Here is a 24,481-nt window from a genome sequence, read left to right on the forward strand (position 1 = left end):
AAACGGCAATACGCCGTATTCACCGCACAGCACGAGCTCCTCGCCCAGAACGGGGCCCCTGGTGGGGCGCGGCCCTTCTCTTACGGCACAGGAGGTTAACGCGGGAAGCGGCCGTAGTAGTCGCCTATCCGCGTCCGGTACTCGGGCTCCTTGAACGTGCCTTCGTCGAACTCGGGCGCGTCCTTGATCTCGGCCTTGGTGCGCGCGACGTGGACGTCACGCTCCTGAGGGTCGATGCTCGTGACGACCTGTGCCGGGAGCATGACCTTCTTACCGAAGATCCAAGGACCGGTGTCGACGATGATGTAGCTCTCGCCAACCTCGTACGTCGCCTCGTCGACGGTCCCGATCTTTCCGTCGGTCGCCTGGACGTGGTAGCCGACGAGGTCCAGGGCCTGACCACGGTCGTAGACGTCAGGTCGATAGTTCCAGAGCTCCATGGGGGCTCTCTCCCTCTCTTCTTCCGTCCTTCTCGGGCCCGCTCCAGCTACCCGTACAGAGCCGGGTAAACCTACGGCAAAGCACTCGCCGTCCAGCGGCCTCGGCTACGATCCCGGTCACAAGCCGTAAGGAGGCCGGATGGACCTCGGAAACGAGTACGAGTGGGCTCCTCCCGGGGTCGATCCGACGCGGCCGAGCGTGGCCCGTGTGCACGACGCCCTGCTCGGCGGCATGGAGAACTTCGCCTCTGACCGCGCGGTGGCGCGCAAGCTGAAGGACGCGGTGCCCGAGGTGGTGGACCTCGTCTGGTGCAACCGCGCCTTCATCGGCAGGGTGGTCGACTTCCTGATCCGCGAGGCCGGCATCAGGCAGATCATCGATCTGGGCTCCGGGCTGCCCACGGTGGAGAACACCCATGAGGTGGCCCAGTTCGCCGATCCTAGGTCCAGGGTGGTCTACGTCGACGTCGATCCCATGGTCGAGCCCCACGCGCGCGCCCTGCTGAACGGCAATCCGTACACCGACGTCATCACCGCCGACGTCCGCGACGTGGACGCCGTGCTCGGCCACCCGGCGCTGCGCCGCCTGATCGACCTGTCGCAGCCCACGGCGATCCTGATCGTCGGCGTGCTTCACCTCCTCCCGGACCAGGAGGACCCGCACGGGCTGGTCAAGCGGTACATGTCCGCGCTGCCGAAGGGCAGCCACCTCGCCGCCTCCAACATGCTGGCCTCGGCCAACCCCAAGGCCCAGGCCCTGGAGACCATGCTCCAGGCCACCATGGGCACCGGCTATTTCCGCGACCGTGAGTCCATCGCCGCGCTCTTCGACGGGCTGGTGCTGGTGGAGCCCGGGGTGGTGCACTTTCCCGAATGGCATCCCGACGAGCGCATCCCCGGCCCGCTCGCGACCTGGGAGGAGCTCCTGCTGGGCGGTGTGGCCCGCAAGCCCTAGCCCTGCCGGGTATCTGTCAGGAAGGCCAGCGCGTCGGAGGCGAAGCGCTTGTCGGTGAACGTGGCACTGTGGCTGCGGCCTGGGTAGACGACGAGTTGAGCGTCGGGGATGCCCTCGACTGTCCGCCGGGCCAGTTCCAGGGGGTAGACGAGGTCCTTGTCTCCCTGAATCAGCAGCGTGGCCGCCTTGATGTCGTGCAACCGGCCGCGCAGGTCGAAGCCGTCCTCGGCGTTGAGCACTGTGACGGCGTCTGTGTGGTCCTTCTGGCCGCTGTCCGACAGCCACAGCAGGCCTTTGAGCAGTCTCCGCCCCATGGCCGACTCGGTGACGATCTCGGCCAGCGCGGGGCTTGGCCGCCTGCCTTGGCGTGCGCGTTCGATGTAGGCGCGCTGGGCTCGCCTGCCGACCGGGCCGAGAGTGCAGGCCGTGCCCGCGAGGACCAGGCGGTCGACCAGGTCGGGATGGTCGGCGGCGAGTTGCAGGGCGATGGAGCCGCCGGTGGAGATGGCCAGCATGTTCACCGGGCCCTCGAAGGTGGCTTTGATCGCTTGCGCGTAGACGGCGGCGAGGTCGGGCATCGTCGTGGTCGGTGGCAGCCCTGGTGGGCGGTTGACAACGTAGACGGTGAAGTCCTTGGTGAATGGCCGTACCATCCGCAAGGTGGACCAGCGCGCCAGGCCCGTCGGGTTGGCCGCTTGCGGGGTGTAGAGCAGGACGACCAGGGGGGATCCTTCACCGACCGACAGGTAGGGCAGGCCGTTCAGCATGTGGTGATCCCTTCTGTGACCGCGTCGATCAGGCGGTCCATCACGGCCGGGTAGATCTCGGCGCCCAGGTGTTCGGCGTGCAGCGGGGTGAGCAGGACCGCGCGCAGGACGCCCAGCAGTATCTGAGGGTCGCCTTCCAGATGGGTGTCGAGGAACTGCAGCAGGTCGGCCATCGGGCCGCCCGCCGCGGCGGCCAGGCGCTCAGGGGTGAGCTTGGCCGCGACAGTGGCCATTTCCTGGGGGTGGGACATCAAGCGGCGGTAGAGCGGATTGGTGTCGAGTTCGGCGACGGTGGCGTGCAGGAAGCGCCGCAGCGCGTCGCGGGTGTCGGTGCCGCGGTTGAGGCCTTCGTCGATCACGCGCCGCCGAACCTCCTCGCTCTGCCTCAGCATCGCCTCGAAGTACAGGTCTTCCTTGGAGGCGAAGAAGGCGTACAGCGAACTCTTGGCGATGCCCGCGGGAGCGGTCAGCTCTTCCAGGGACGTCTTGCGCAACCCTTGGGTCGAGAAGAGGTGGGTGGCGGTGTCGAGCAGCTGCTCGGTGATCCGCGACCGCTCTTCTGCGGAGAACGCCGATGGCACAGTATCTCCATATGAACAGATTGGTTTTTTGTTCACAGTCTAGCGCTCGGCGGGCAGCCCGACGCAAGCCGTCACCTGCGCCCTCTGAGGGGACATCAGCCGAAGTGCGGCGGGTCACGGATGCGCGTTAAGGTAAGCGCGTGCCACGACGGTTGATCTGCTCCCCGCCCCCCGCCCTGTAGCGGGCGGCAGGCATTTCCTGAACTTCCGGGTCTGAGCGATCCGGGGGTGGTTGCTGCCCGCAGACCGGGCCCATTCCAACCACTCCATCCGGAGAACTCCTCTCATGACCCATGTCTCCGCCCGGCGGGGCGCGCTTTACGTGTCCGTGGCCGCGACCGCCTGGGGCACAGGCGGCTCCGCCGGCTCGCTGCTCTTCCAGACCGGCGGCCTCGGCCCCGCCGGCGTCTCCCTGTGGCGCTACCTCCTCGGTGCCGCCTTCCTCCTCGTCCTCACCCGCGGGCCCGTCGTCGTGAGCGGACGGCTGCTGCTGCTCGGGGCCGGAATGGCCGTCTACCAGACGGCGTACTTCGCCGCGATCGCCCACGCGGGCGTGGCCGTCGCGACCGTGGTGACGATGGGTGCCACGCCTGTCTTCACCGCGCTGGGCAGCCGCTTCCTCCTCCGCGAGCCGCTCGGCCGCGTCGCGCTCACCGCGCTCGCCGCCGCCCTGGCCGGGCTCCTGCTCCTCACCGGGGAGACCGCGCTGCAGTCCCGTCCCTCATCCCTCGCCGGCATCGGGTACGCCCTGGCCTCGGCCGCCGGATACGCCGGGGTCACGCTCTACTCCAGGCGGCACAAGGGGGACGACCCGCAGGCTGTGGCGATCGGCGGGTTCGTGGTCGCTGCGGCGTGCCTGGCGCCGTTCGCGCTGGTGGAAGGGGTGGTGCCGCACGTGAGCGCGACGTCGGTGTCACTGCTGCTCTACCTGGGCGCGGTGCCGACCGCCCTGGCCTACGGTCTGTTCTTCAGCGCGCTCACCGTGCTCCGCGCGACCACGGTGTCGATCATCTCGCTCGGCGAGGCCGTGGGTGCGGCCGTGCTCGGCGTGGTGCTGTTCGGGGAGCGGCTCACGCCTCTGGCCTGGTCGGGATGCGCGCTGCTGCTGGCGGCCGTCGCCGTTCTCGCCGTACGCGCCGAATCCGGGTGACTCGGACATGTGTGATGTGACGGTGCAGCGCGCCGAATGAGTTAAGGTCCGGTACGGCGACGCTTGCCGTATCGTCGCTCCGCCCTCCCCTCGCAAGAGGGAACGGTGCCGGCGAAGCGTGCGTTGGAGGAACTGTGGCCTCAATAAAGGGAATTCTCAGAAACCTCCTGGATCGTCCAGGCGGGGTTCCCCTGACCCCTTACCTCAAGGTCGTCAAGGCGGCGGACGAACGCGCGGAGCGGCTGCGCGGGCTCGACGAGCTGCCCGAGCCCGCCATGGACGATCTGGCCGAGTTCTGCGCCATCGCACGCGAGGCCGCCGACAGGACACTGGGGCTGCGGCCGTACGACGTGCAGTTGCTCGGCACGCTGGCCCTGCTCGACGGGAAGGTCGCCGAGATGGCCACCGGCGAGGGCAAGACCCTCTCCGGCGCCATGGCGGCGGCGGGCTACGCGTTGCAGGGCAAGCGCGTCCATGTGATCTCGGTGAACGACTATCTGGCCAGGCGTGACGCCGAGTGGATGGGGCCGTTCTACGAGGCGCTCGGCGTCAGCGTGGGCTGGATCGGCCAGAACTCCTCGCCGGACGAGCGGCGCGAGGCGTACGCGAAGGACGTCACGTACGGGCCCGTCAGCGAGATCGGGTTCGACGTGCTGCGCGACCGGCTCCGCACCGACGCCGGCGAGATCATCGTGCCCGCGCCCGAGGTCGCGCTGATCGACGAGGCCGACTCCGTGCTGGTCGACGAGGCCCGTGTGCCGCTCGTGATGGCCGGGTCGACCGATCCGGGCAATGCGGTGCCGGAGATGGCGGCGCTGGTCAGGCAGCTCGTACGCGGCTACCACTACGAGATCGACGAGCAGTCCCGCAACGTCTACCTCACCCCCAAGGGCGCCGACAGCGTCGAGAACCTCCTCGGCGTCGAGCTCTACGACGAGCACGAGCCGGGCACGCTCATCGAGCTCAACCTGGCCCTGCACGCCCACGCGCTGCTCGCCCGCGACGTCGACTACATCGTGCGCGACGGCAAGGTCCAGCTGATCAACCCCTCGCGTGGCCGGGTGGCGCTGCTCCAGCGCTGGCCCGACGGCCTGCAGGCGGCTGTGGAGGCCAAGGAGGCGCTGCCGCCGAGCGAGAAGGGCGAGATCCTCGACTCGATCACCGTCCAGGGCCTGATCCGCCGCTATCCGGAGATCTGCGGCATGACCGGCACGGCCGTGGCCGTCAGCGAGCAGCTCGGCGAGTTCTACGGCCTCAAGGTCGCGGTCATCCCCTCCAACCGCCCGTGCGTGCGCGAGGACGAGCCGGACCGCATCTACCCGACCGGCCCCGACAAGGACGCCGCGCTGGTCGAGGAGATCCAGGAGGCCCACGCCACGGGCCGGCCCATTCTCATCGGCACGCTCGACGTCGCCGAGTCGGAGAACCTCGCCAAGCTGCTCCAGCGCCGCGGCATGGAGCCGGTCGTGCTCAACGCCAAGAACGACGCCGAAGAGGCCGCGATCATCGCCAAGGCGGGTGAGCGCGACGCCATCACGGTCTCCACCCAGATGGCCGGCCGCGGCACCGACATCCGCCTCGGCGAGGGCGTCGCCGAGCTCGGCGGCCTCTATGTCATCGGCTCGGGCCGTCACGCCAGCAGCCGCCTCGACGACCAGCTCCGCGGCCGCGCCGGCCGTCAGGGCGACCCCGGCGGCTCGGTCTTCTTCGTCAGCATGCAGGACGACCTGATCACCCAGTTCGTGCCCGACGAGCGGCCGCCCGCCGCCGACGCGGACGGCGTCGTCCGCCACCGGCGTGGCGCGTACATCGTCGGCCATGCCCAGCGCGTCGCCGAGGGCGTCAATCTGGAGATCCACCGCAACACCTGGCGCTACACCCGCCTCCTGGAGCACCAGCGGGAGCTCATCCTGGAGTGGCGCGACAAGGTCCTGCACGGCGACGCCGCCTCCAAGGCGCTGTCCACGGCCGACCCCGAGCGCTGGGAGTCCCTGCCGGAGGACACCCGGGACGAGACGGCCCGCCAGATCGTCCTGCACGCCATCGACCGCTGCTGGACCGAGCACCTGGCGTTCCTGACAGACCTCCGCGAGGGCATCCACCTGCGCGCGCTGGGCCGGATGAGCCCGGTCGACGAGTTCCACCGGGAGGCGGTGGCGGAGTACAAGTCGCTGCTGGCCGAGGTCGAGCGGCGCTCGCTGGAGTCCTTCGAGGCGCCCGAGCCCGATCTGAAGCGGCCGACGGCGACGTGGACGTACCTGGTGCAGGACAACCCGTTCGGCACGGAGTGGGACCGGATCCTCAAGCGCGTCAAGACGGCCACCCGCCGCGGATAGTCCCCATCCGTACCTGACAGAAGATGGCAGGTACGGATGGAAAGCTGAACGTCATGACGACGAAGGCGAAACTCCTGGCGTTCACCATTGACTGCGCGGAGCCGAAGAAACTGGCCGCGTTCTACCACGAGATCACCGGGTGGGACATCCAGTACTCGGAGGACGAATACGCGGCCATCGGGGACGGGACGAGGAGCATCTATTTCGGGCGGGTCCCCGACCGCAAGCCGGTGACGTGGCCGAGCCCGGACAAGCAGTTCCACCTGGACTTCAGGGTGCCGGACGTGGAGAAGGCGGTGGAGGAGTACATCGCGCTGGGCGCCACCAAGCCGGAGTTCCAGCCGGGGGTCACGGAGGAGGGCGTCGGCTGGATCGTCCTGCAGGACCCGGACGGCCACCTGTTCTGCGTGTGCCCCGAGAAGTCCTGACCCTTCTGAGCGGGGGAGGCGGCGGCCTTGGCCGTCGCCGCCTCGGCAGCCATGCGGAACAAGAGGCCACATGTACGTCCCGGTCAGGAGTACTTCCCAACGGGACGATCCACCGAAAGTATGATTCGCCCGCTTGGCTGGGCCCATAAGCTAGAGCAATGCTCTTGGAAGGATCCATGCCCCTGCGTGGGCCGCGATGACCTGGGTCGGCCTGATAGTCGCCCTGGTGGGAGCGCTCGGATACGCGCTCGGCGCGGCACTGCAACAGTTCGAGGCCGTCGCCGCGGGCGCGTCCTTGAAACTGGTCAGGCGGCCGCGCTGGTTGATCGGCGGCGTGATCGGCTTGACGGGCGCCTGCCTGCACGCCGTGGCGCTCAGCTTCGCCCCGCTGGTGGTCGTCCAGCCGATCAGCGTCGCCACGCTGGTGTTCGCCGTGCCGCTGGCCGCGTTCCTGTACGGGCGCAGGCCGTACCGAGCGGAGATCATCGGCTCGATCGCGGTGGCCGTGGGTCTGCTCTGGCTCATGCTCCTCGTTCCGCAGCACGACGTGACGCCCAGGTTGAGCGATGGCGCCGCGCTCGGGTTCCTGGCCGTGATCGGGCTGATCGTCCTGGTCACCCAGCTGATCGCGACCCGCGTCCACGGCCCGAGCCGGGCGTTGCTGCTGGCGGTCGGCGCGGGCGTGGTGACGGCCAGCGTGTCCACGTTCGTGCGGGTGGTCGGCGGCGGCATGCAGGGGGACTGGGGGCGGCTGCTGCACTGGTTCACGGTCGCCGTGCCCGTGCTGCTGGTCTGCGCGGTGGTGCTGCTGCAGCGCTCGTACGCGGTGGGCTACTTCGGCATCGCGTACGCCGGCGTACAGGTCATCGACCCCATCACCTCGGTCCTCGCCGGCTCGATCCTCCTCGGCGAACCCCTGCCGGCCAACCCCTCCACCGCGATCCCCGCGATCCTGGCCGGCGCCCTCACCATCGGCGGCACGATCACCCTCGGCCGCCTCGCCCCGGACCACTCCCGCCCGGCCACGGTGGAGGCCAAGCCGACGCCGCACCCGGTCTCGGCGTCCTCCGACGCCCGCTGACCCTCGCCCTTCCGAGACGGCTAGGGGCACCCGATTCCAGACGTTTACGGATACCCGGCCCCTGACGCAGCCGGCGGGTGCCAACCCAGCACCTCATCCATGGACCGCAACATCAGTCCCGGGCTCAGCCTGGCCGCCACCGACAGCGCGGTGTCCCGCAACCACACCGCCATCGGGTTGCGGAGCTGCGTCACCCTGCACATGGACATCGACCGCCGCACCACCTTCGTCGTGCGCTCCAGCCGGGCGGCGGTGTAGGCGGCGAGGTCGCCATCGGCGTAGTGGGCGAGCGTGATCGCGTCCTCGATCGCCTGGCAGGCGCCCTGACCCAGGTTGGGGGTCATCGCGTGGGCGGCGTCGCCCACGAGCGCCACCTTCCCCCTGTGGTACGCGGGCAGCGGGGTGCTGAGATGGTGGATGTCGTTCCGGATGATCTTCGCCGGGTCGGCTGCCCGCAGCAGGGTGGGAATCGGCTCATGCCACTCCCCGAACCTCCTGACCAGCTCTTCCAGCTCGTTCCCCAGCACCGTCCCCGCGGGCAGCACGTCGGTCGCGTACACGTACACCACGTCATCGGTCAGCAGGCTGATCCCGAACACGAGCCCCTTGCCCCAGCTCTCCGAGCTCCGGACCTCCAGATCCCCCCGCGGTATGAGACCGCGCCAGGCCGTCACCCCTGAGTACGTCGGACCGGGATGCTCCGGGAAGAGCGCCTGCCGAGTCTTCGAACGGATGCCGTCGGCGGCCACGATCAGATCGGCCTCCAGATCGCCCTCGTCGGTACGCACCACGCCGCCCGCGGCGTCCACCCCGGAGACCGTGGTGCCCAGCCGCAACCGGTCGCCTCCCAGCGCGTCCATGAGCACGTCCGTCAACGTCGCCCGCAACGTCACCACCACCGAATCCCCGTAGTGCGCCTCCGCCTCCTGCGTCGTGGTGTGCAGGAGCCACCGCCCGTCCTGCCGCCGCAGCCCCGCCTGTCCTTGCAGCCTCGAGAGCTTCCGTATGGGATCGCCGAGGTCGAGCGCCTTGAGCGCCTTGAGCGCGTTGGCGGCGACGGCCAGCCCGGAGCCCACGGGGTCGATCTTGGCGGCCCGCTCCAGCACGGTCACGTCCCATCCATTGCGGCGCAGAGCTATCCCGCTGGTCAGCCCGCCGATACCGGCGCCGATCACTACAGCCCTGGGCATCTCAGTGACCCTTCCTCTCACTACGTCTGTAGTTTCACTATACTACGCCTGTAGTTCGCGGGAACTACCGCTGTAGTATCGGGTCCCGTGAAGCGCTCAGAGACCGTCGCGGACACAGCCATCACCCTGCTCGCCGAACGGGGCATGCGCGGCCTGACCCACCGAGCCGTCGACGAGGCCGCCGGCCTGCCACCCGGCTCCACGTCCAACCTGGCCAGAACCCGCGCGGCCCTGCTGGAGCTGACGTTGGCGCGGCTCACGGAACTGGAGCTGCGGGCATTGGCCCCGGCATACGAGGGGGACGGGTTCGAGCTGTCGGACCTGCCCGGCCGTCTGGCGGAGGCGCTGTACGTCCAGCTCATGGATCGGCGGCGATCCCTGGCCCGCTACGAACTCGCCCTGGAGGCGACCCGGCGTCCGGAGCTTCGCAAGATCTACGACGAGGCCGGCCGCCGTTTCCGCGACCCCGCCGTTCCCCTTCTGGCCGCCCTGGGATCACGGGAACCGGTACGACATGCGCGCCAGCTCGTGGCCTTCGGCGAGGGGCTCCTGTTCGACGCCATCGTGGGCGCCGGTCCTACACCCACCTTGGACGAGCTCATCGAGGCCATGCGCGACCTGCTGAGCGGAATGCTCCGCTGACAAGCGGACTGGTTGCGGCCCGCTGTTTCTGCCGGGTCGAGAGGGTCCCAGGAGGGGGCCAGGTGTCGGGGTGGTCAGCAGGTTTCGCGGTGGGGTAGCTCCGGCAGGTGCCGCGCCCACTCCTGCGGGGAGAGGCCGCCGTATCGGGAGCAGATGTAGGCGGCATGATCCTCGGGCGCGGGCGCCCGTTCGAGATCGATGGTCAGTACGGTCCCCCGACCGGCCAGGACCCGGACCCGGCGCCCGTCCCCGGTGAAGGCGGCCTGAGCCGTCCGGTCCACGCCGGTCGTAGGCACCGCCCGATCGGCCAGCAGCGTGCCGTCGTCGAGCCGCCAGATCCGTACCCGATCATTGTCCGTGCTGATGAGCAGGTGCCCGTCCGGGCTGAACCGGAGGTGGCCGGGCGAGGGACGCAGCCGGGTGTAACCCGTCGGCACCCCGTCGAGGCCGTAGACCTGGATTCCGGTCTCCTCGGCGATCGCCACCTGCCTCCCGTCCGGCGCGAAGGCCGTGTACTCCCACGGCATCCTGTCCAGCCACGGCGCGGGCGAGGAGCGGTCAGCGTGCCTGATCTCCGATCGTCTCCCCGCGAACACCAGCGCCACCCGATCCCCAGGTCCCACCACCGCGTACTCGCCCACGAACACAGCCCGCCGCGACCCGAGGTCCCACGCCCAGCGCTCGCCCGACTGCCTGGCCGCCGCGAACAGCAGGCCGCCGCCCGGGCTGAACCACGCCGACTGCTCCCCGGGCGCGCCGAGGCCCCGGCCGAAGGGCGGGCCGACGCTCTGACCGGAGGTCGTGTCCCAGAGGTACGACCGGTCCACCCCGACGAGCGCCAGGGTGTGCCCGTCGGGTGACCAGGCCATGGCGCGCACGCTCTGGACCGGCCCCGCCGTCTGGGCGAGCTGCCTGCGCGAGGGGATGTCGTACACCCGCAGTGTTCCCTCGTCGAGCGAGGCAAGGCGGGAGCCGTCGTCGCTGATGGCGTGGAGGGAGCGCGGGCCCGCACGCGGGTCGGCGAACACGTCCACCGCCGCGTCCGCCGCCGTCAGCGCCCGGCGGGCCTCCGGGATCGGGGCCAGGCGCCACGCGGCGAGGCTCAGCTTGCGAGCCGTCACCGGGTCCGCCGGCCGCAGCGCCTCCGCCCGCGCCGCCGCCACCTTCGCCATCGTCTGGTCCAGCCGCCCGTCGGCGGCCCCGCGCTGCCACAGGGCGAGCAGCGCGACCACCGACAGCGCCGCCGCCATGGCCGTCCACCGCTTACGTGCCCGCCTGCGTACCCGGGTGAGCCCCGCGTCGAGAAACGTCTGCTCGCCCGCGCTGAGCGTCACCCGCCGCCGACCGCCGGCCGCCCACGCCAGCGCCCTGTCCAGCGGCTCTCCCTGGAACAGCGCCGCGTCCCGCCGGCCGCCCGCCTCCCACTGCCGGGCGGCCCTGGCCAGCTCCCTGTGCACGGCCAGGCCGTCCCGCTCGCCGTCCAGCCACTCGTGCAGCCGCGGCCAGGCCCTCAGCAACGCCGCGTACGTGATCGCCGGCGAACGCCCTCCGCCGTGCACCGTCGGCGTTCCCGTCCCGCCGGGCAGCCGGCGGCACGTGATCAGACCCGCCTCCTCGTACGCCTCCAGCACGCGGTCGATCGAGGCCACCTCATCGGCGGCGCGGCCGGTGACCAGGTCGGCCCTGGAGGTGGTGACGATGGTGTCGGCGCCCTCGGAGTCGAGGCCCACCAGCCGCAGGAAGACGTCCGGCACCAGGTCCTGCTCGGCCGGGCTGAGCTGGGTGTAGACGGCCTCGGCGCGGGCGCCCAGCGGTGGGTCGGAGACAGGCTCGGGAGGTAGCAGGCGCCCCTGCTGGGACTGCGGGGCGTCGAGGAGGGAGAGGAGGAGCTGGCGGGCGCTCGGGCGGTGTGCGGGATCTCGGTGCAGCGCGGCGGCCACCAGCCCGCGTAGCGGGCGGTCCAGCCGTTCGCCGTGGCCTAATCGGTTGTCGGAGCCGTAGGCGGCGAACAGAAGCAGCCGCCCCCAGGCGTGCACGTCCGTGGCCGGCCCCCCGTCATCGGCGGCAGGTCGCTGATCGCCCGCGGCCGGACCCCACCCCAGTCCCACCAGGCGAGGTCCCTCAGCTCCCAGGATGACCTTGTCCGGGGTGAGGGCTCCATGCACCGCGCCCGCCTCGTGCACCGCCGCCAGCGCCGTCGCCGTGGCGGCGGCCAGCCGGTAGAGGTCGTCGCCCGCGTACGGCCCGTGCCGCTCCACGACCTGCCGCAGCGTAGGACCAGGGATGTACTCGCTGACCAGATAGGCGGGCTCCCCGTCCAGACAGGCCTCCGTCAGCCTGGCGACCGACAGCGACCGCACGGGCCCGGCCGCCGCGGCCGAGGCGGCGAGCCTGGCCCGGGCCGCGGCGTCCGGGAGGCAGGGCACTCCCAGCGCATGACGCGTGCCCGACTCGTCGTAGGCCTCGCGGACGATGACGTGTCCGCCGCCGTCGAGCCGGGCGCCGAGCCAGTAACCGCCCAGTCGGTCAGTCATTTCCGCCTAAAACGCCAAACGGTCCTAGGAGCCCGCGCGCGTCAATCGGGCTCGGTGCTCTGGCCACTCCTCTTCGAGGATGCCGAAACAGACCGTGTCGCGCCAGGTGCCGTCCGGCCTTCTGCGGTGCCGTCGCAGCGTCCCCTCGTGCAGGCCGCCGATCCGCTTGATGGCGTTCTGCGACCTGAGGTTGAGGATGTCGGTCTTGAGCAGGACCCGGTTGTAGCCGAACGCGAAGGCGTGGTCGATGAGCAGCAGCTTGCAGCTGGTGTTCACGGCCGTACGCCACACCGCCCGGCCGTACCAGGTCCAGCCGATCTCGATGCTCTCGTCGAAGCCCGGCACGTCGCCGTACGTGGTCCAGCCCACGGCCCGCCCGCTCTCCTTGACCACCACGGCGAAGGGAACGTGCTGGTCGTCCGACACCAGTCCGCGGGCGACCTTCGCCAGCTCCTCCTCGGAACGCGGCGCGGGGACGGACAGCCAGCGCCAGACCTCCTCGTCCCCGCCCCCGGCGGCGAACAGGTCGGGGATGTGGGCAAGGGTGAGCGGCTCGAGCCGGACGACGTCGTTCTCGAGCACCACAGGCGGAGGTAGCTTCGCGGTCATGGCGGTAACTCTAGGGAGCGCGTGAAGTCGCGATTATGGCCACATGACGGTTTTTGCGGGAGACCACCTGTCGACACTCATACCGGCCGGTCGGTAGGCTCACGGGCATGGACTTCGCCTTTGACAGCGTCACCGAGGGCCTGCGCGAACGACTCCTGAGCTTCATGGACGAATGCGTCTATCCCGCCGAGCCCGCTTTCGAAGAGCAGGCGGCGACCAGCGGCTGGAGCACGCCGCCGCTGATGGCCGACCTGAAGGACGAGGCCAGGAAGCGCGGCCTGTGGAACCTGTTCCTCCCAGGCGAGCATGGCGCCGGGCTGACGAACCTCCAGTACGCGCCGCTGGCGGAGATCATGGGCCGGAGTCCCACCATCGCACCCACGGCCACGAACTGCGCCGCGCCCGACACCGGGAACATGGAGGTCCTGTCCATGTTCGGCAGTGAGTGGCAGCGCAAGGAGTGGCTGCAGCCGCTGCTCGACGGGGAGATCCGCTCCGCGTTCGCGATGACCGAGCCCGACGTGGCCTCCTCCGACGCCACGAACATCGCCACCTCCATCGTCCGTGACGGCGGCGAGTACGTCATCAACGGCCGCAAGTGGTTCATCTCCGGCGCGATGAACCCCGACTGCAAGATCTTCATCGTCATGGGCAAGACGAACCCCGACGCGCCCAAGCACCGCCGGCAGAGCATGGTCCTGGTGCCGCGCGACACGCCTGGGCTGCACATCAAGCGCGGCATGCACGTCTTCGGCTACACCGACGCCGACCACGGCGGCCACGCGGAGGTCGTGTTCGAGGACGTACGCGTACCCGCCGAGAACCTGATCGGCGAGGAGGGCGGCGGCTTCGCCATCGCGCAGGCCAGGCTCGGCCCCGGCCGCATCCACCACTGCATGCGCCTGATCGGCATGGCCGAACGGGCGGTCGAGCTCATGTGCAGGCGGGCGCTGGCCAGGACCACGTTCGGCAAGCCCGTCGCCCAGCAGGGCGTCGTGCAGGACTGGATCGCCGAGTCGCGCATCAAGATCGAGCAGCTGCGCCTGCTCGTGCTCAAGACCGCCTGGCTCATGGACACGGTGGGCAACCAGGGCGCGCACACCGAGATCCAGGCCATCAAGATCTCCACCCCGCAGACAGTGGAGTGGATCCTCGACAAGGCCATCCAGGTGCACGGCGCGGGCGGCGTCTCCCAGGACTTCCCGCTCGCGGGGCTCTGGGCGGGCGCGCGCTCGCTGCGTCTGGCGGACGGCCCTGACGAGGTGCACAAGCGGTCCCTAGCCCACCGGGAGCTCAAGAAGTGGATGTGAACATCAAGGAGCGGGTCGCGGCCTTCCTCGCCGAGCACGACCCGGACGGAGATCGGCTGGAGTTCCTGCGGGCGAGGTTCGACGCGGGCCTGGCCTGGGTGTGGTTCCCCGAAGGGCTCGGCGGGCTGGGCGCGCCGCGGGAGCTGCAATCGGTCGTGGAGCGCGAGCTGGCCGGCACGCCGCAGCTCAACGCCGGCGTGCAGGCCATCGGGCTGGGGATGGCGGCGCCGACGATCCTGGCGTTCGGGACGGAGGAGCAGAAACGTCGCTTCCTGCGGCCGTTGTGGACGGGAGAGGAGATCTGGTGCCAGCTCTTCAGCGAGCCCGGTGCCGGATCCGACCTGGCCACGCTCGCGACCCGAGCTGTCAGGGACGGGGACGAATGGGTGGTCGATGGCCAGAAGGTGTGGACGTCCGGCGCCCATCACGCCAGGTGGGCCATCCTCGTCGCGCGTACCGACCCGGACGTGCCGAAGCACCGCGGCCTGACGTACTTCGTCTGCGACATGCACGCGCCGGGCGTCGAGGTGCGGCCGCTGCGGCAGATCACCGGTGAGGCCGAGTTCAACGAGGTCTTCCTGACCGGCGTGCGGCTCCCCGACGACCTGCGGCTCGGCGAGGTGGGGGACGGCTGGCGGGTCGCGCAGACCACGCTGATGAACGAGCGCGTCGCCATCGGCGGCGCTCCCGTGGCGCGCGGCGGCGGCATGGTCGGGGTCGTGCTCGACGCCTGGCGCGCGCGGCCGGAGCTGCGCACCCACGACCTGCACCAGCGGCTGCTGTCGCTCTGGGTCGAGTCGGAGGTGACCCGGCTCTCCGGGGTACGGCTGCGCGAGCAGCTCGCCGCGGGGCACCCGGGCCCGGAGGGGTCCGGGATGAAGCTGTCGTTCGCCAAGCTCAACCAGGCGCTGTCGGGCTTCGAGGTGGAGTTCGCGCGCGACCTGGGCTACGACGACGACTGGACGTTCCGGCGCTCGGAGGGCGTCGACTTCTACGGCCGTGGCCGCGGCTACCGCTATCTGCGGGCCAAGGGCAACTCGATCGAGGGCGGTACGTCCGAGATCCTGCGCAACATCATCTCCGAGCGGGTGCTCGGCCTGCCCTCAGAGCCTCGCGTCGACAAGGACGTGCCCTGGAAGGACCTGCCGCGATGAGTCTGCTGTATTCCGAGGTCGAGGAGGAGCTGAGGGCCGCCGTGCGGGGGTTGCTCGCCGACCGGTGCCCGCCCGCCGCCGTGCTCAAGCGGATCGAGTCAGAGCCCTATGACCTCGACCTGTGGAAGACGCTGGCGGGCGAGATCGGGGTGGCCGGACTGCTGATCCCCGAGCAGTACGGCGGCGCCGGGGCGTCGGCCAGCGAGGCGGCCGTCGTGCTGGAGGAGCTCGGCAGGGGAGTGGCGCCGGTGCCGTTCTTCACCAGCTCCGTCCTGGCCACGCGAGCGCTGCTCCCGACCGGCGACGCCCTGCTGGAGGAGCTGGCCGAGGGCAGGAAGACCGCCGCGCTGGTCGTGCCGTTCGCGGCGAGCCCGTACCGGCAGGGAGCGTCGGTGCGGGTCGCGGACGGGCGGCTGACCGGGACCGTCACCGGCGTGGCCGGGGCGGACGTGGCCGACGTGCTGCTGGCGCCCGTCGGCGGCAGGCTCCACGCCGTGGAAGAGGGGGCGGGAGTCGAGGTCGTGCCGTCGCTCGACCTGACCAGGCCGGTCGCGACCGTCACCTTCGACGCCGTACCGGCCAGGGACGTGGGGGAGTGCGACCTGGCCGAGGTGCTGAGGTTCGGGGCGGGGCTGCTGGCGTCGGAGCAGCTCGGGGTCGCCGAGTGGTGCCTCGACACCACGATCGCGTACGCCAAGGAGCGCCACCAGTTCGCCCGGCCCGTCGGCTCCTTCCAGGCGATCAAGCACCGGCTGGCCGACCTCTGGCTGGACGTGGTCAGGGCCAGGGCCGCAGCCAGGAGCGCCGCGGCCGACGGCTCGGCGGTCTCCGTGGCCGTGGCCCAGTCGTGGAACGCGGGTGTGGCCGTGCACGCCGCCGAAGAGGCGCTGCAGTTGCACGGAGGGATCGGGATGACGTGGGAGCACCCCGTACATCTCTATCTCAAGCGCGCGAAAGCCTCCGAGATCGCGCTGGGTACGCCCGGCGACCACCGGGAGGCGCTGGCCTCACTTGTCGACGTGCCCGGCCCCGAGTGAGGTGAGCAGCAGGTCGGCGAAGTGCCTGCCCACCTGGGCGCCGGTCAGCGGGCCCGCCGTGCTGAACCACGTGCCCAGGTGGTGCACCGAGCCGAAGAAGTAGTCGACGACCAGCTCGGCCGGGACCCGGTCGCTGAAGACGCCCTCGCGCTGCCCCTCGGCCACGAGCTCGCGGAAGCGCTCGTGGTAGCGGCGGCGCTCGGCGCGTACGGTCTTCTGGGTCTCGGGGGCGAGCAGGTGCATCGACCTGAAGAAGATCTTGGAGTCGTCGAGGTTCGCGGCCGTGGTCTCCACGACGTCGGCCGCGGCCCGGTGCAGGCGCCGGCGCACGTCGCCCGGGCTGTCGGCGATGCGCGTCAGCCGCTCCATCTGCATGCGGAGGACCCGGGCGTAGATCTCGTGCAGCAGGTCGTCCTTGGAGTCGAAGTAGTGGTACATGGCGCCCTTGGTGACGCCGGCCGCCACGACGATCTCCTGGACGGAGGCGCCCTCGAAGCCGCGCTCGGCGAAGAGCCGGGTCGCCTCCGCGAGCAACCGCTGCCTGACCGGTTCCTCTTTCACATGGTCCCCCTTGTCACCTGCCCTAGCATACCGACTGGTCGGTTGAGGTCATTTGCTGGTCTTGCGGGTACTAATTACGTCACCTTAGGCTCGCCTTGGTTGAGAGACGGGTATCTCTTGACCAGCGAGGGATCTTCGGCGTGGCAGATCCTGGAAAACACCTACTCATTCGGGGAGTTTGCCGTGCCCGGTGGCTCTATCTACGTGCAACCAGACGAGAAGTACACAGGGTCATCCCCGCAGTGGTGGTACGAGAAGTTCTGGCGGGAAGATGCCCCCAACCGGCGCAGGTCCCGGTACGTCAAGGCCGCTGTGGGGTTCGTGATCGGCGTCGCGCTCGCGCTCAGGTTCGACCTTGCCGCGGCGTCCCCGTTCGCCGGTCTGGTCGTGGCCGGCATCGTGGCGGGGGGTGACTGGTTCCTCGACTGGCGTTCCTTCCACGCGACGGCGGTCTGGCGCGGCGCGCGGCGCGGCGAGGCGATCACCGGCAAGATGCTGCGCAGGTCGCTGAGCAAACTCGGCTACAGCGTGCTCGACGGCCGCGCCATCCGTGGCCAGGCCTCCATCGACCACCTGGTGATCGGCCCGGGCGGCTTGTGGATCATCGACAACGAGTCGTGGAGTCCCGACACCGAGATCGCCTGTTACGGCGGAAGGCTGTTCTTCGGCGAGAAGTACGGCAGCAAGACCGCCAAGCCGCTGGTGGAGACCGCCGAGGCGTTCGCCGAGCTGCTCACCCGCGAGACGCGCATCCCGGTGACGATCACGCCCATGCTCGCCGCCCACTGCGGGCTGCTGCCCAAGGGCGGCATCGTGGTCGCCGAGGGGCTCACGCTGCTCAAGCCACGGCTCGCGGCGAAGGTGATCAAGTCGGCCGAGGGCGGCGTGCTCAGCGCCGAGCAGATCGAGGTGCTGGCCCGCACCGCCGCCAGGGAGCTCCAGCGCACCTGACGCGCTCAGGCCAGCGTCTCGATGAAGGCGGTGAGCTGGGCGACGTTGCGGCACTCGTGCATCGGCACGACCGTGCCGTACTCGCTCGCGACCGAGTCGCCCGTGTCCCACTGCGCCTTGGGCTCGGGGTTGAGCCAGTACGCGTGACGTGACCTGGCCACCAGAGAGCCGAGCACGTCCAGGGCGGGCGGCTGGTAGTTGGAGCGGGCGTCGCCCAGGATCAGCAGCGAGGTCCTGGGGCCGACGGCGTCGCCGTACTTCTCGGCGAAGCGTTCCAGCGAGTGGCCGTAGTTGGTGCGGCCGAAGCGCACCATGTCGGCCTCGTTCGCCAGTCTTGTCATGGCCTCGACCACGTCGGCGCCCGGGACGAAGAACCTGGTGATCTCGTCCACCGTGTCCACGAACCCGAACGCGCGCACCTTGCTGAACTGCTCTCTGAGCGCGTACGTGAGCAGCAACGTGAAGTGCGCGAACGACGAGACCGAGTCGCTGGTGTCGCAGAGGATGACCAGCTCGGGCCTGTGCGGGCGCGGCGGCCGGAAATGCGTGGTCAGCGGCACGCCGCCGCTCTGCAGCGAGGCCCGCATGGTCCTGCGGAAGTCGAGCCGCCCGCGCCGGCCCTTCCGCTGCTTGATCGTCAGGCGCGTGGCCAGGCGCCGGGCCAGCGGGTACACCTCCCGGCGCAGCCGGGCCAGGTCCGCCTTGGTGATGCGGAGGAAGTCGATCTGGTCGAGCGGGGGGCGTACGGCGGAGCGGGCGATGCGCTCGATGCCCGAGTCCTCGGCGATGCGGCGGCGCACGTCGGTGGCCACGGCGTCCTCGAAGCGTCTGGTGCTGTCGTAGACGCGCCTGCGCACGTTCTTCTCCGCCAGACCGCCGCGCTCCTGGCCCTGGAGGACGTTCTGGAGGATGCGGGCCATCAGCGTCTCGGGGGAGAGTGCGCGCATGACGCTGTAGGAGAACCAGTTCTGCCGCCCCGGGCTCGTCGTCGGCTGGCGGCCGAAGCGGCCGACCATGACCTGGGCGAACTCGCGCAGCTCCTGGTCGGTGCCGCCGGTCAGGAGCCGGGCGAGGTGGTCGCGGAGCTCCTCGACGGAGGCCGTCTCCAGGTGGAGCGGCCTGTCGGCGCGCTGGGCGTACATGCCGGACGTCGAGGCCGGGAACCACAGGTCGAACAGCACGTCGAACCCCGGCCGGTAGGCGGGCTTCTTGACCAGCGTCGCCGCGTACGCGGCGCGCAGCGACTCCCGATCGCTCAGCCGGATCACCCGCAGGGCCTGCGCGGCGTCCAGGCCCTCGGCCACCGACACCGGTATCCCGGCCTCGCGCAGCGCCTGCACGAACCCGACATGCCTATCGATCAGCGACATCCGGCAGCCCCAGCTCCTTGACCGCCCGCGTCTGGTCCGAGGCGTGTTTGAGCACCACGCCCAGCGTGCCCGCCACGGTGGCCTCGTCCAGCTCCTCGCGCCCGAGCGCCAGCAGCGTGTTCGCCCAGTCCACCGTCTCGGCCACCGACGGCGCCTTCTTCAGCTCGAGCGCCCGGAGCGTCGCGACCGTCCTGGCGAGCCGCTCCGCCAGGTCGGCCCGGATGCCGGGCACCTGGCTGAGCACGATGTCGCGCTCCCGCTCGGGGGTGGGGTATTCGAGGTGCAGGTAGAGGCAGCGCCGCTTGAGAGCCTCCGACAGCTCGCGGGTGGCGTTGGAGGTGAGCACCACGTACGGCCGCCGCGTCGCGACGATGGTCCCCAGCTCCGGAATCGTCACCTGAAAGTCGGACAGCAGCTCGAGCAGCAGCCCCTCGACCTCGACGTCGGCCTTGTCGGTCTCGTCGATGAGCAGCACGGTGGGCTCCGCGGCCCTGATCGCCTTCAGCAGCGGCCGCTCCAGCAGGAACTCCTCGGAGAAGATGTCGTCGTCGGCACTCGTGGCCTGGATCCTGAGCAGTTGCTTCTTGTAGTTCCACTCGTACAGCGCCCTGGCCTCGTCGAGGCCCTCGTAGCACTGCAGCCTGATCAGCGCGGCCCCCGTCGCCATGGCCACCGCCTTGGCCAGCTGCGTCTTGCCCACGCCCGCCGGGCCCTCGACCAGCAGCGGCTTGCCGAGTGCCGCGGCCAGGAACACCGAGGTGGAGATGGCGTCGTCGGAGAGGTAGTCCACGGCGGCGAGCCGCTCCGTCACGTCGGCGGGCGAGTCGAACATCGATGCTCCTGTCTGATGGCCGAACTTTATTCTAGCCGGACGGGTCGGCCTGATACCGATTCGACCAGGATGGGGTTCACCGGTATATTCCTCTCTGCAAGCGCCGCTAGCTCAGTTGGTTAGAGCAGCTGACTCTTAATCAGCGGGTCCGGGGTTCGAGTCCCTGGCGGCGCACCTGCTCTGATCTGGCCCGATCTCCTCGATGGAGATCGGGCCAGATTCGTTTTGAGATCAAGAACGGCCGCTCGGCCGGAAAAATCGTTCGCTCCTCCTGTGCGCGCTGCGGCAGCATGGTCACGGCCGGTGTCTGCGTTCGGGAGGGGCGGATGGCTGTGCTCGGATCACGTGAAGGCTCCGCAGACGGACCATCCGCACGAAAGTCGGCCGTTCTGCTGGCGCTGCGCTACTACTGCGGCGAGCTGAAGCGTCAGTGGCGGGTCGCGGTGCCCGCGGTGACGCTTCCGGCGGTGGGCAACATCTGCCTGTTCTACCTGGCGCCGCTGGCGGTGGCCGGGCTGGTGGGGCATCTGTCCGGTGGCGGTGACGGCACCGTCGCCGCGCTCATGCCGTACGTGCTCGGCTTCGGCGCGATGCTGCTGGCGGGCGAGACGCTGTGGCGGGTGGGGCTGCACTTCCTGAACCGTACGGACGCCCGGGGCATCGAGCAGCTCGGCGTGGTCGGCATGGACGAGCTGCTGATCAGGGATGCCGCGTTCTTCCACGACAACTTCGCCGGTTCGCTGACCAAACGGGTGCTGAGCTTCTCATCGAGGTTCGAGGACTTCGTCGACACGCTCACCTTCTCGATCATGGCCAAGCTGGTGCCGTTGATCTTCGCCTCGGTGGTGCTGTGGCAGTATCACCCGCTGCTGGTCCTCGTGCTCGTGGGCCTCATCATCGTCACCGGCTTTCTCGTCGCCCCGCTCATCCGCCGTCGCCAGGTGCTGGTCGACCAGCGTGAGGCCGCCAGGGTGCTGGTGTCGGGCCACGTCGCCGACGTCCTGGCCAACATGGACACGGTGCGCGCGTTCGCCGCCGAGGCCCGCGAAGCCACCGAATACCGGGCCAGGGTCGCCGAGCAGCGCAGGCTCACGCTCCGTTCCTGGGACTACGGCAACCTCCGGGTGGACACGGTCGTCGCGCCGATCGCGGTCCTCACCAGTGCCGGAGGCCTGCTCCTCGCCGTGGCGCTCCGGGGCGGGCTGGGTGTGGAGGCCATCGTGGTGACGTTCTCCTACTACTCCAACGCGATCAGCATCATGTTCGAGTTCAACCAGATCTACCGGCGCGTGGAGAGCGTGCTCACCGAGGCCGCCCAGTTCACCGAACTGCTCCTCGTGCCGCCGACCGTGGTGGATCCGCCCGACCCGCAGCCGCTGCGCCCGGCCGACGCCGGCGTCCGCTTCGAGGGGGTGTGGTTCGGCCACACCGAGGGGCCGTCCCTGTTCGAGGGCCTGGACCTCGACATCCCCAGCGGCACCAAGATCGGTCTGGTCGGCCGGTCCGGCGGCGGCAAGACCACCCTCACCCGGCTGCTGCTGCGTCTCATGGACATCGACGGGGGCCGGATCCTCATCGGCGGCCAGGACATCACCCAGCTGAGCCAGACCGACCTGCGCAGCCTGATCGCCTACGTTCCCCAGGAGCCGGCCATGTTCCACCGGTCGGTGCGCGACAACATCGCCTTCGCCCGGCCGGGCGCCACCGAGGCCGAGATCATGGAGGCCGCTCGGGCGGCGCATGTCATGGAGTTCGCCGAGTCCCTGCCGGACGGATTCGACACCCTGGTCGGCGAGCGCGGCGTCAAGCTCTCCGGCGGCCAGCGGCAACGCGTCGCCCTCGCCCGCGCCATCCTGCGTGACGCACCGATCCTGCTGCTGGACGAGGCGACCAGTGCCCTCGACTCCGAGAGCGAGATCCTCGTCCAGGAAGCGCTGTGGCACCTGATGCGGGACCGTACGGCGCTCGTGGTCGCGCACCGCCTGAGCACCGTCGTCCGCATGGACCGGCTGGTCGTGCTCGACCAGGGGCGCATCGTCGAACAGGGCACCCACGGCGAGCTGCTGGAGGCCCAGGGCCCCTACGCCCGGCTCTGGCACCACCAGTCCGGCGGCTTCCTGATCGAGGACGACGCGCGGGACGCGCTCCACCGCTGAAGGGGACGGGCGGGGACGCCATGGCATCCCCGCCCGATCGGTGTCAGGCGTCGGCGCTCTGGGCCTCCAGCTGCGCCTGCTGCTGCACCTGCTGGATCTGCTCGTCGGTGACGACGAGGTTTCCGAACTCCTTGACCGCCTGGTAGTACGTCCAGGCGAGGCCGTTGCAGGTGGACTTGGAGACTCCTGAATACTTGGAGCACACCTGCTTCATGTCGAAGTAGAAGGAGTCATCGATGCGTGACTTGTTGGCCGGGAACTGGCTCACGTCCTTGTAGTTGCGGTAGCCGAAGTCGTGCCGCCTGCAGGGCATCCGGAAGTCGTATCCGAGCGGCTGGTCGGGGCTGCTCGAGCAGAGGTCGGTCGACCAGTCGAAGGCGTAGTCGGCCCATGCCGCCTGGTTCTGCCAGGCGGCCCGCCAGTCGGCGGCGCTGGCGCTGGTGGGCTGGGTGAATCGGGAAAGAGCGGCGAGTTTCTGCTCCAGGGTCGCCGCGTGCGCCGGTAACGCGAAGCCGAGCATGGTGATCAGAGAGAGGACGACAGCGGTGAGAGACCGTCTGGCCATGAAAACCTGCTTCTGATGCCGGGGGGAGGGACGTCATCACGATGACGCGAAACGGCCGGAAACGCAGAAGCAGATCTTGCTCAATTCCGGAGGAAGGCTTCGCGCAAAATTGATCTTTACAACGAGCCGATTTTCTGTCAGTGGCCCAAGTCAGCGAGCGGCTCTCCGGGAGAGGAGGAGACGGGCCGACCAGCCGAGCGCCCACAGCAGGAGCAGGGCCACGAGAGGGCCGCCCAGGAAGATCGTCAGCCCGGCGCCGATGTTGGCGCCCAGCGTCCCAGCGGTCACCACCCGCCAGCCCGCTCCCGTGACGGCGCCCGCGACCAGCGCCGGCAGGAGCGCCGCCCACCAGCGGCGGTCGAACCGGCCCTGCCGGGAGGCCCGTACGAGCAGGGCCAGCGTGCCGACCGCCACGAGTGCCGCCGCGATGCCGGCGGCGCGCTCGGCCCACGGATCTACGGCCGGCGGGCGGATCGCCCGGTCGAGCTCGGTGCCCGGTGGGACGGCCGCGCTCAGATCGCCGACCAGCCACCAGACGGCCACCGGGACGGCCAGTACACAGCCCGCGGCGGCCGCAAGGAGCGTCTTCTTCATCACGCCGGTCCGATGCCTTCCAAGGTGAGGTGCGTGTTCCAGTCCTTTACCCATTTCCGGCCGAATCCTTCGGCGGTGTTGAGCGGCGTGGTGGCCGCGTCGAACCTGCCCGTGGCCGGATCGAAGCCGAACGCGGCGGCGGTGCGGCCGGCTCTCAGCGGTCGTGAAGGCGGCGGAAGTCGTCCAGGCTCTGACGGTAGAAGGCGAGATCGCTCTCCAGCTTGCGCCTGGTGACCCGGTCGGGCTGGGACTCGCGGAGCGACCTGCCCATCTCCGTCCAGAACGCGTCGAGGGGCAGCTCGGCGGCGCCCTCGGGGAAGAACTTCAGCGCCTCCGCCACGGCGTCGCCGGCGAAGCGCCAGTCGGCCTCCACCCTGTCGAACCCCGCGGGGTCCGAGGGATCCGCGGCGAAGAAGAGAGCGCCCTCCAGCGCCCTGCTCGCGTAGGTGGCGGCGATGAGCACCCACTGGCCGGGGTCGATCAGCTCGGAGAGGCCGATGCCGAAGATCAGCTCCTCATACCTCGCCGCGGCCTCGGCCTCCTGCGGGACGAACACCTCCGCGCCGCCGAGACGCACCACCCACCCGTCCTCGTCCTGCTCGGCCGCCGCCTGGCGGGACGCGCCGGGCTCGCCGCTGTGAACCAGATCGAAGTAGACGTACGCCTCCACGAGTGAACGGGCGAGTCCGCGCTCAGGCATGCTGGGCCGCCAGCTCCTGGTAGGTGTCCCGGACGACCAGCAGCCGGTCGAGCTGGAACCTGCCGGGCTCGGCCGCCCGCATCTGCTGCCCGCGCTCGGACCAGAACCCGTCGTCGGGCACCGCGTCCGCGCCTGGCGGCACGAACTTGACGACCTCCTCGACCGCCGCGGTCGCGATCCGCAGCGTGCGCCGCGCCTCGGCCTGGTCGTCCACCGGTACGTTGCCCGCCGTCAGGTCGGCCACCCACAGCCACTCGCCCGCGTCGAGCAGCTCCGAGGGCTCCGCCCCGCCGAACGTCGGATAGCCGGTGGGCGCCACCGGACGCTCCGGCAGGCCGAACAGGTATTCCCGCCGGGTCCCGCACTCGCCGCACGCGCCGGAGTAGCGGTTGACCAGCCCCTCCTCGACGCTGATCAGCCCGCTCTGCCAGGTCGTCTCCACCGACCCGCAGGCGCACGGGTGCAGATCGAGGTAGAGATGCGCCTCGTCCCTCGTCCGTGCCACCGCGAATGCCATAGCCGTCCTCTCCTCGGGAGT

Annotated in this window: 24 protein-coding genes and 1 tRNA gene; 12 read left to right on the forward strand and 13 right to left on the reverse strand. The window is 70.1% G+C overall.

What is annotated here, in order from left to right; genetic code table 11:
* Positions 1-95: 95 nt before the first annotated feature.
* Positions 96-440 carry a PRC-barrel domain containing protein gene (locus tag AB0J64_RS31455; protein ID WP_364034750.1) on the reverse strand — a complete coding sequence of 115 codons (345 nt, stop codon included), beginning with the start codon at positions 438-440 and terminating at the stop codon, positions 96-98.
* Positions 441-579: 139 nt separating this feature from the next.
* On the opposite strand from AB0J64_RS31455, the gene AB0J64_RS31460 reads away from it, so the two are divergent.
* Positions 580-1,395, forward strand: a complete 816-nt coding sequence (locus AB0J64_RS31460) for an SAM-dependent methyltransferase (protein ID WP_364034753.1) — start codon at positions 580-582, stop codon at positions 1,393-1,395.
* Here the strand turns inward: AB0J64_RS31460 and AB0J64_RS31465 are convergent.
* A complete protein-coding gene (locus tag AB0J64_RS31465) occupies positions 1,392-2,162 on the reverse strand; it encodes an alpha/beta hydrolase (protein ID WP_364034756.1) in 771 nt (256 codons plus the stop codon). The two genes, AB0J64_RS31460 and AB0J64_RS31465, sit on opposite strands and share 4 nt — an antisense overlap.
* On the reverse strand, positions 2,156-2,743 hold the full coding sequence (locus tag AB0J64_RS31470) for a TetR/AcrR family transcriptional regulator (protein ID WP_364034759.1): 588 nt from the start codon (positions 2,741-2,743) through the stop codon (positions 2,156-2,158). Before AB0J64_RS31470 ends, AB0J64_RS31465 begins: the two co-directional genes overlap by 7 nt.
* Before the next feature lie 286 nt (positions 2,744-3,029).
* On the opposite strand from AB0J64_RS31470, the gene AB0J64_RS31475 reads away from it, so the two are divergent.
* The 4 genes from AB0J64_RS31475 to AB0J64_RS31490 all read left to right on the forward strand — a co-directional run bounded on the left by AB0J64_RS31475 (position 3,030) and on the right by AB0J64_RS31490 (position 7,738).
* On the forward strand, positions 3,030-3,893 hold the full coding sequence (locus tag AB0J64_RS31475) for a DMT family transporter (RefSeq protein WP_364034762.1): 864 nt from the start codon (positions 3,030-3,032) through the stop codon (positions 3,891-3,893).
* A 134-nt stretch (positions 3,894-4,027) separates the two neighbouring features.
* Positions 4,028-6,229 carry an accessory Sec system translocase SecA2 gene (secA2, locus tag AB0J64_RS31480; RefSeq protein ID WP_364034765.1) on the forward strand — a complete coding sequence of 734 codons (2,202 nt, stop codon included), beginning with the start codon at positions 4,028-4,030 and terminating at the stop codon, positions 6,227-6,229.
* Positions 6,230-6,282: 53 nt separating this feature from the next.
* A complete protein-coding gene (locus AB0J64_RS31485; RefSeq protein WP_364034768.1) occupies positions 6,283-6,657 on the forward strand; it encodes a VOC family protein in 375 nt (124 codons plus the stop codon).
* Positions 6,658-6,853: 196 nt separating this feature from the next.
* Positions 6,854-7,738 carry a hypothetical protein gene (locus AB0J64_RS31490; RefSeq protein ID WP_364034771.1) on the forward strand — a complete coding sequence of 295 codons (885 nt, stop codon included), beginning with the start codon at positions 6,854-6,856 and terminating at the stop codon, positions 7,736-7,738.
* A gap of 44 nt (positions 7,739-7,782) precedes the next feature.
* On the opposite strand, the gene AB0J64_RS31495 is transcribed toward AB0J64_RS31490, so the two are convergent.
* A complete protein-coding gene (locus tag AB0J64_RS31495) occupies positions 7,783-8,928 on the reverse strand; it encodes an FAD-dependent monooxygenase (protein WP_364034774.1) in 1,146 nt (381 codons plus the stop codon).
* An 87-nt stretch (positions 8,929-9,015) separates the two neighbouring features.
* Here AB0J64_RS31495 and AB0J64_RS31500 point away from each other — a divergent pair, with 87 nt between their 5' ends.
* Positions 9,016-9,570: a TetR family transcriptional regulator C-terminal domain-containing protein gene (locus AB0J64_RS31500; protein ID WP_364034777.1), complete on the forward strand. Its 555-nt coding sequence runs from the start codon at positions 9,016-9,018 to the stop codon at positions 9,568-9,570.
* Positions 9,571-9,644: 74 nt separating this feature from the next.
* On the opposite strand, the gene AB0J64_RS31505 is transcribed toward AB0J64_RS31500, so the two are convergent.
* Positions 9,645-12,104, reverse strand: coding sequence for a hypothetical protein (locus tag AB0J64_RS31505; RefSeq protein WP_364034780.1), 2,460 nt, complete (start codon positions 12,102-12,104; stop codon positions 9,645-9,647).
* 24 nt (positions 12,105-12,128) lie between these two features.
* A complete protein-coding gene (locus tag AB0J64_RS31510) occupies positions 12,129-12,713 on the reverse strand; it encodes a GNAT family protein (protein WP_364034783.1) in 585 nt (194 codons plus the stop codon).
* Between the two features lie 107 nt (positions 12,714-12,820).
* Between AB0J64_RS31510 and AB0J64_RS31515 the strand changes: the two genes are divergently transcribed.
* From AB0J64_RS31515 to AB0J64_RS31525, 3 genes are read left to right on the forward strand one after another with little or no spacing between them, the layout of a single operon-like run.
* Positions 12,821-14,023: an acyl-CoA dehydrogenase family protein gene (locus tag AB0J64_RS31515; RefSeq protein ID WP_364034786.1), complete on the forward strand. Its 1,203-nt coding sequence runs from the start codon at positions 12,821-12,823 to the stop codon at positions 14,021-14,023.
* The gene (locus AB0J64_RS31520; protein WP_364034789.1) at positions 14,014-15,177 is read left to right on the forward strand and encodes an acyl-CoA dehydrogenase family protein; all 1,164 of its coding nucleotides are present in this window, start codon (positions 14,014-14,016) and stop codon (positions 15,175-15,177) included. The genes AB0J64_RS31515 and AB0J64_RS31520 overlap by 10 nt, the downstream gene beginning before the upstream one ends.
* Positions 15,174-16,214, forward strand: a complete 1,041-nt coding sequence (locus AB0J64_RS31525; RefSeq protein ID WP_364034792.1) for an acyl-CoA dehydrogenase family protein — start codon at positions 15,174-15,176, stop codon at positions 16,212-16,214. Before AB0J64_RS31520 ends, AB0J64_RS31525 begins: the two co-directional genes overlap by 4 nt.
* On the opposite strand, the gene AB0J64_RS31530 is transcribed toward AB0J64_RS31525, so the two are convergent.
* Entirely contained in the window at positions 16,185-16,775 is a 591-nt protein-coding gene (locus AB0J64_RS31530; RefSeq protein ID WP_364034795.1) for a TetR/AcrR family transcriptional regulator, read from the reverse strand. The two genes, AB0J64_RS31525 and AB0J64_RS31530, sit on opposite strands and share 30 nt — an antisense overlap.
* Before the next feature lie 183 nt (positions 16,776-16,958).
* Here AB0J64_RS31530 and AB0J64_RS31535 point away from each other — a divergent pair, with 183 nt between their 5' ends.
* Positions 16,959-17,726, forward strand: a complete 768-nt coding sequence (locus tag AB0J64_RS31535; protein ID WP_364034798.1) for a nuclease-related domain-containing protein — start codon at positions 16,959-16,961, stop codon at positions 17,724-17,726.
* A gap of 5 nt (positions 17,727-17,731) precedes the next feature.
* Here the strand turns inward: AB0J64_RS31535 and AB0J64_RS31540 are convergent, their stop codons facing one another.
* Together AB0J64_RS31540 and AB0J64_RS31545 are read right to left on the reverse strand one after the other, a co-directional pair.
* Complete coding sequence (locus AB0J64_RS31540; RefSeq protein WP_364034801.1) at positions 17,732-19,096, reverse strand: VWA domain-containing protein; 1,365 nt, start codon at positions 19,094-19,096, stop codon at positions 17,732-17,734.
* Entirely contained in the window at positions 19,080-19,928 is an 849-nt protein-coding gene (locus tag AB0J64_RS31545) for a MoxR family ATPase (protein WP_364034804.1), read from the reverse strand. Before AB0J64_RS31545 ends, AB0J64_RS31540 begins: the two co-directional genes overlap by 17 nt.
* Before the next feature lie 100 nt (positions 19,929-20,028).
* On the opposite strand from AB0J64_RS31545, the gene AB0J64_RS31550 reads away from it, so the two are divergent.
* A tRNA-Lys gene (locus AB0J64_RS31550) sits at positions 20,029-20,102 on the forward strand.
* A gap of 152 nt (positions 20,103-20,254) precedes the next feature.
* Positions 20,255-22,084 (forward strand): ABC transporter ATP-binding protein, encoded by a 1,830-nt coding sequence (locus tag AB0J64_RS31555; RefSeq protein ID WP_364034807.1) that lies wholly within the window; start codon positions 20,255-20,257, stop codon positions 22,082-22,084.
* Between the two features lie 43 nt (positions 22,085-22,127).
* Here the strand turns inward: AB0J64_RS31555 and AB0J64_RS31560 are convergent, their stop codons facing one another.
* The 4 genes from AB0J64_RS31560 to AB0J64_RS31575 form a co-directional block, all read right to left on the reverse strand.
* On the reverse strand, positions 22,128-22,649 hold the full coding sequence (locus AB0J64_RS31560) for a phospholipase (RefSeq protein ID WP_364034810.1): 522 nt from the start codon (positions 22,647-22,649) through the stop codon (positions 22,128-22,130).
* Positions 22,650-22,799: 150 nt separating this feature from the next.
* A complete protein-coding gene (locus AB0J64_RS31565; protein WP_364034813.1) occupies positions 22,800-23,243 on the reverse strand; it encodes a hypothetical protein in 444 nt (147 codons plus the stop codon).
* Between the two features lie 154 nt (positions 23,244-23,397).
* A complete protein-coding gene (locus AB0J64_RS31570; RefSeq protein ID WP_364034815.1) occupies positions 23,398-23,943 on the reverse strand; it encodes a hypothetical protein in 546 nt (181 codons plus the stop codon).
* Positions 23,936-24,460 carry a hypothetical protein gene (locus AB0J64_RS31575; RefSeq protein ID WP_364034818.1) on the reverse strand — a complete coding sequence of 175 codons (525 nt, stop codon included), beginning with the start codon at positions 24,458-24,460 and terminating at the stop codon, positions 23,936-23,938. Before AB0J64_RS31575 ends, AB0J64_RS31570 begins: the two co-directional genes overlap by 8 nt.
* Positions 24,461-24,481 lie beyond the last annotated feature (21 nt).

This window comes from Nonomuraea sp. NPDC049695 (assembly GCF_040674955.1).
GTDB lineage: Bacteria > Actinomycetota > Actinomycetes > Streptosporangiales > Streptosporangiaceae > Nonomuraea > Nonomuraea helvata.

Bases quoted from the DNA above. Each gene is read 5' to 3' on its own strand.
- AB0J64_RS31455 (WP_364034750.1), bottom strand. From the start codon at position 440: ATGGAGCTCTGGAACTATCGACCTGACGTCTACGACCGTGGTCAGGCC.
- AB0J64_RS31460 (WP_364034753.1), top strand. From the start codon at position 580: ATGGACCTCGGAAACGAGTACGAGTGGGCTCCTCCCGGGGTCGATCCG.
- AB0J64_RS31465 (WP_364034756.1), bottom strand. From the start codon at position 2,162: ATGCTGAACGGCCTGCCCTACCTGTCGGTCGGTGAAGGATCCCCCCTG.
- AB0J64_RS31475 (WP_364034762.1), top strand. From the start codon at position 3,030: ATGACCCATGTCTCCGCCCGGCGGGGCGCGCTTTACGTGTCCGTGGCC.
- AB0J64_RS31485 (WP_364034768.1), top strand. From the start codon at position 6,283: ATGACGACGAAGGCGAAACTCCTGGCGTTCACCATTGACTGCGCGGAG.
- AB0J64_RS31490 (WP_364034771.1), top strand. From the start codon at position 6,854: ATGACCTGGGTCGGCCTGATAGTCGCCCTGGTGGGAGCGCTCGGATAC.
- AB0J64_RS31495 (WP_364034774.1), bottom strand. From the start codon at position 8,928: ATGCCCAGGGCTGTAGTGATCGGCGCCGGTATCGGCGGGCTGACCAGC.
- AB0J64_RS31505 (WP_364034780.1), bottom strand. From the start codon at position 12,104: ATGACTGACCGACTGGGCGGTTACTGGCTCGGCGCCCGGCTCGACGGC.
- AB0J64_RS31510 (WP_364034783.1), bottom strand. From the start codon at position 12,713: ATGACCGCGAAGCTACCTCCGCCTGTGGTGCTCGAGAACGACGTCGTC.
- AB0J64_RS31515 (WP_364034786.1), top strand. From the start codon at position 12,821: ATGGACTTCGCCTTTGACAGCGTCACCGAGGGCCTGCGCGAACGACTC.
- AB0J64_RS31525 (WP_364034792.1), top strand. From the start codon at position 15,174: ATGAGTCTGCTGTATTCCGAGGTCGAGGAGGAGCTGAGGGCCGCCGTG.
- AB0J64_RS31540 (WP_364034801.1), bottom strand. From the start codon at position 19,096: ATGTCGCTGATCGATAGGCATGTCGGGTTCGTGCAGGCGCTGCGCGAG.
- AB0J64_RS31545 (WP_364034804.1), bottom strand. From the start codon at position 19,928: ATGTTCGACTCGCCCGCCGACGTGACGGAGCGGCTCGCCGCCGTGGAC.
- AB0J64_RS31555 (WP_364034807.1), top strand. From the start codon at position 20,255: ATGGCTGTGCTCGGATCACGTGAAGGCTCCGCAGACGGACCATCCGCA.
- AB0J64_RS31560 (WP_364034810.1), bottom strand. From the start codon at position 22,649: ATGGCCAGACGGTCTCTCACCGCTGTCGTCCTCTCTCTGATCACCATG.
- AB0J64_RS31565 (WP_364034813.1), bottom strand. From the start codon at position 23,243: ATGAAGAAGACGCTCCTTGCGGCCGCCGCGGGCTGTGTACTGGCCGTC.
- AB0J64_RS31570 (WP_364034815.1), bottom strand. From the start codon at position 23,943: ATGCCTGAGCGCGGACTCGCCCGTTCACTCGTGGAGGCGTACGTCTAC.
- AB0J64_RS31575 (WP_364034818.1), bottom strand. From the start codon at position 24,460: ATGGCATTCGCGGTGGCACGGACGAGGGACGAGGCGCATCTCTACCTC.